The 1,813-nt window shown below is 68.9% G+C and carries 2 protein-coding genes and 2 pseudogenes; 2 read left to right on the top strand and 2 right to left on the bottom strand.

Annotation, left to right across the window (positions count from 1 at the left end):
- A pseudogene (locus AC2VOK_RS20645) lies at positions 1 to 174 on the top strand (TIGR04338 family metallohydrolase); the annotation flags it as partial.
- Between the two features lie 244 nt (positions 175 to 418).
- Here AC2VOK_RS20645 and AC2VOK_RS20640 read toward each other — a convergent pair.
- Positions 419 to 874, bottom strand: a complete 456-nt coding sequence (locus AC2VOK_RS20640; RefSeq protein WP_428902104.1) for a DoxX family protein — start codon at positions 872 to 874, stop codon at positions 419 to 421.
- Between the two features lie 232 nt (positions 875 to 1,106).
- On the bottom strand, positions 1,107 to 1,589 hold the full coding sequence (locus tag AC2VOK_RS20635; protein WP_428902103.1) for a methyltransferase domain-containing protein: 483 nt from the start codon (positions 1,587 to 1,589) through the stop codon (positions 1,107 to 1,109).
- Between AC2VOK_RS20635 and AC2VOK_RS20630 the strand changes: the two are divergent.
- Positions 1,547 to 1,672: pseudogene (locus tag AC2VOK_RS20630) on the top strand (diacylglycerol acyltransferase/mycolyltransferase Ag85A); the annotation flags it as partial. The gene AC2VOK_RS20635 and the pseudogene AC2VOK_RS20630 overlap by 43 nt on opposite strands.
- Positions 1,673 to 1,813: the final 141 nt, after the last annotated feature.

Genomic DNA, 1,813 nt, shown 5'->3' with positions numbered 1-1,813 from the left:
TGGGCGCTGCGCGAGCTGGTGGTGCTCCACGAGGTGGCCCACCACCTGTGCCGGGCGCAGCCGCCGCACGGTCCGGAGTTCGTCGCGACCAGCTGCGCGCTGGCCGAACTGGTGATGGGGCCTGAGGCGGGGCACGTGCTGCGGGTCGTCTACGCCACCCAGGGCGCGCGGTGAGCGGCCCGGCCCTGTGGGCGCGCGAGGTCGAGGCCCGGATGACCGACGACGAGCACCGAGGTCGTCGACGTCGTCATCGCCGCGCCGGCCACACCGCTGCGGTTTTCGGCGGAGAACTGCTTTGTGGCGCGCTACGGCGAACCCGGATTGTCCCGCCGGGCCGTCGTCCCTGAGGTGCGGGCTGAGGTCGCCGACCGTACCGGCGCTGCCCCCGGCGGCGTGCAAGCGGTGGGTCCATGCTCGCTCATCCCCGGGTGGTCAGCGCCGCCGAACGTCGACCTACGACCGCGTCCACGCTGGCCTTGCCGGCTCCGACACACAGCAGCCACGCCAGCAGCCCTATCAGCAGCCACTCCGGGGAATAAAACACATTGCTGAGGAAATGCCACAGATCCGGATACTTCTGCACCAGGCTCGGACCGATGTCGGTGATCAGCGCGCCGACCATATCCCCGGCAAGTACCAATGACACCAGCCGGGTGCCAAGGCCCAGCATCAACGCCGCGCCGCCGACGAGTTCCACCACAGCCGTAAACGGGGCGAGCACCTGCGCGGCGGGAATGCCCAGGCCGGCAAACATGGCCGTGAACTTCCCGAGATCACCGAGTTTGCCCACGGCGCCGCTGAAGAACATGAACCCGACGGTGAGCCGCAGCACCACGTTCGGCAGCCAGCCCAGATCGTTCAGTGTGTCCGTCATCCGGCGATACGCCGGCTGAATGCGTGCGGCGAGAGGTTTACGGCCCATCGGGGGGTGTGTCATGTTTCCTCCGCGATCATCAGGGTGTATCCGATGCGGCCCGCGTTGAGGGCATCGGTCGCCAACCGGGTGTATGCGAGCACGGTAGCGGGTTGAATACCGTTGTCGGCGAGAATTCGTGGCGCTGCGATGCGCAGCGCGGCGATCCGGGCGTCGGTGCGTTCGATGATCGTCAGCGGGCCGTCGTCGTGAGCCTGGGTGTGTGTCGTACGTGCGGTCCCGCGCCGGCGAGGGTCTCGGTGTATGCGGGGACCGACCGGGTATCAGCGATGCAGGCGACCCGCGCCGCCGGTGCGGTCAGCTCGGCCGGTAGGCCCGCGTCGGTGATGGTGACATCGGTGATTCCGGCCAGGCCGCCCGGGCGCAGGATGCGCGGGAACCGGCGGGCGGCGTCTTCGTCCGGCAACATGCACAGCGGACATTCGCAGACCGGCCCGTCGAATGCGTTGTCGCGCAATCGAAGATCTTCGGCGTCACCGAGCTGGAAGTGCACCCGCCGGTGGCGCTCGGCCGCCGCGACGGCCGCGCGGGCGTGGCCGATGTTGGCCTCGCTGACGTTGACCCCCTCGACGGTGACGTCGCATTCACCGGCCGGCGACCGGGTGGGTCTTGTCTCGACAGGGTTTGCCGGTCGAGTATCTGCAAGCGCCCGCACCGTCGATGGGGCGCGACATCAAAGCCCAGTTCCCAAGCAGCGGAGCGAATTCACCGGCGGTGTACCTGCTCGACGGGCTCCGCCGCGGACCGCGGGTGGCCAGCGCTGGACTGCCGCGCCCGGACGGGCCAAACCTCGATGTTCGCGTTCGGCCACGGCTTGTCCTGCAGTGATTTCGAATATCGCGGTCTGTCGGTCGTCGGTGGCGAAGGCATCACCGCCGA

It is taken from the genome of Mycobacterium sp. TH-M116 (assembly GCF_057473685.1).
This window is presented reverse-complemented; position numbering and strand designations above follow the sequence as displayed.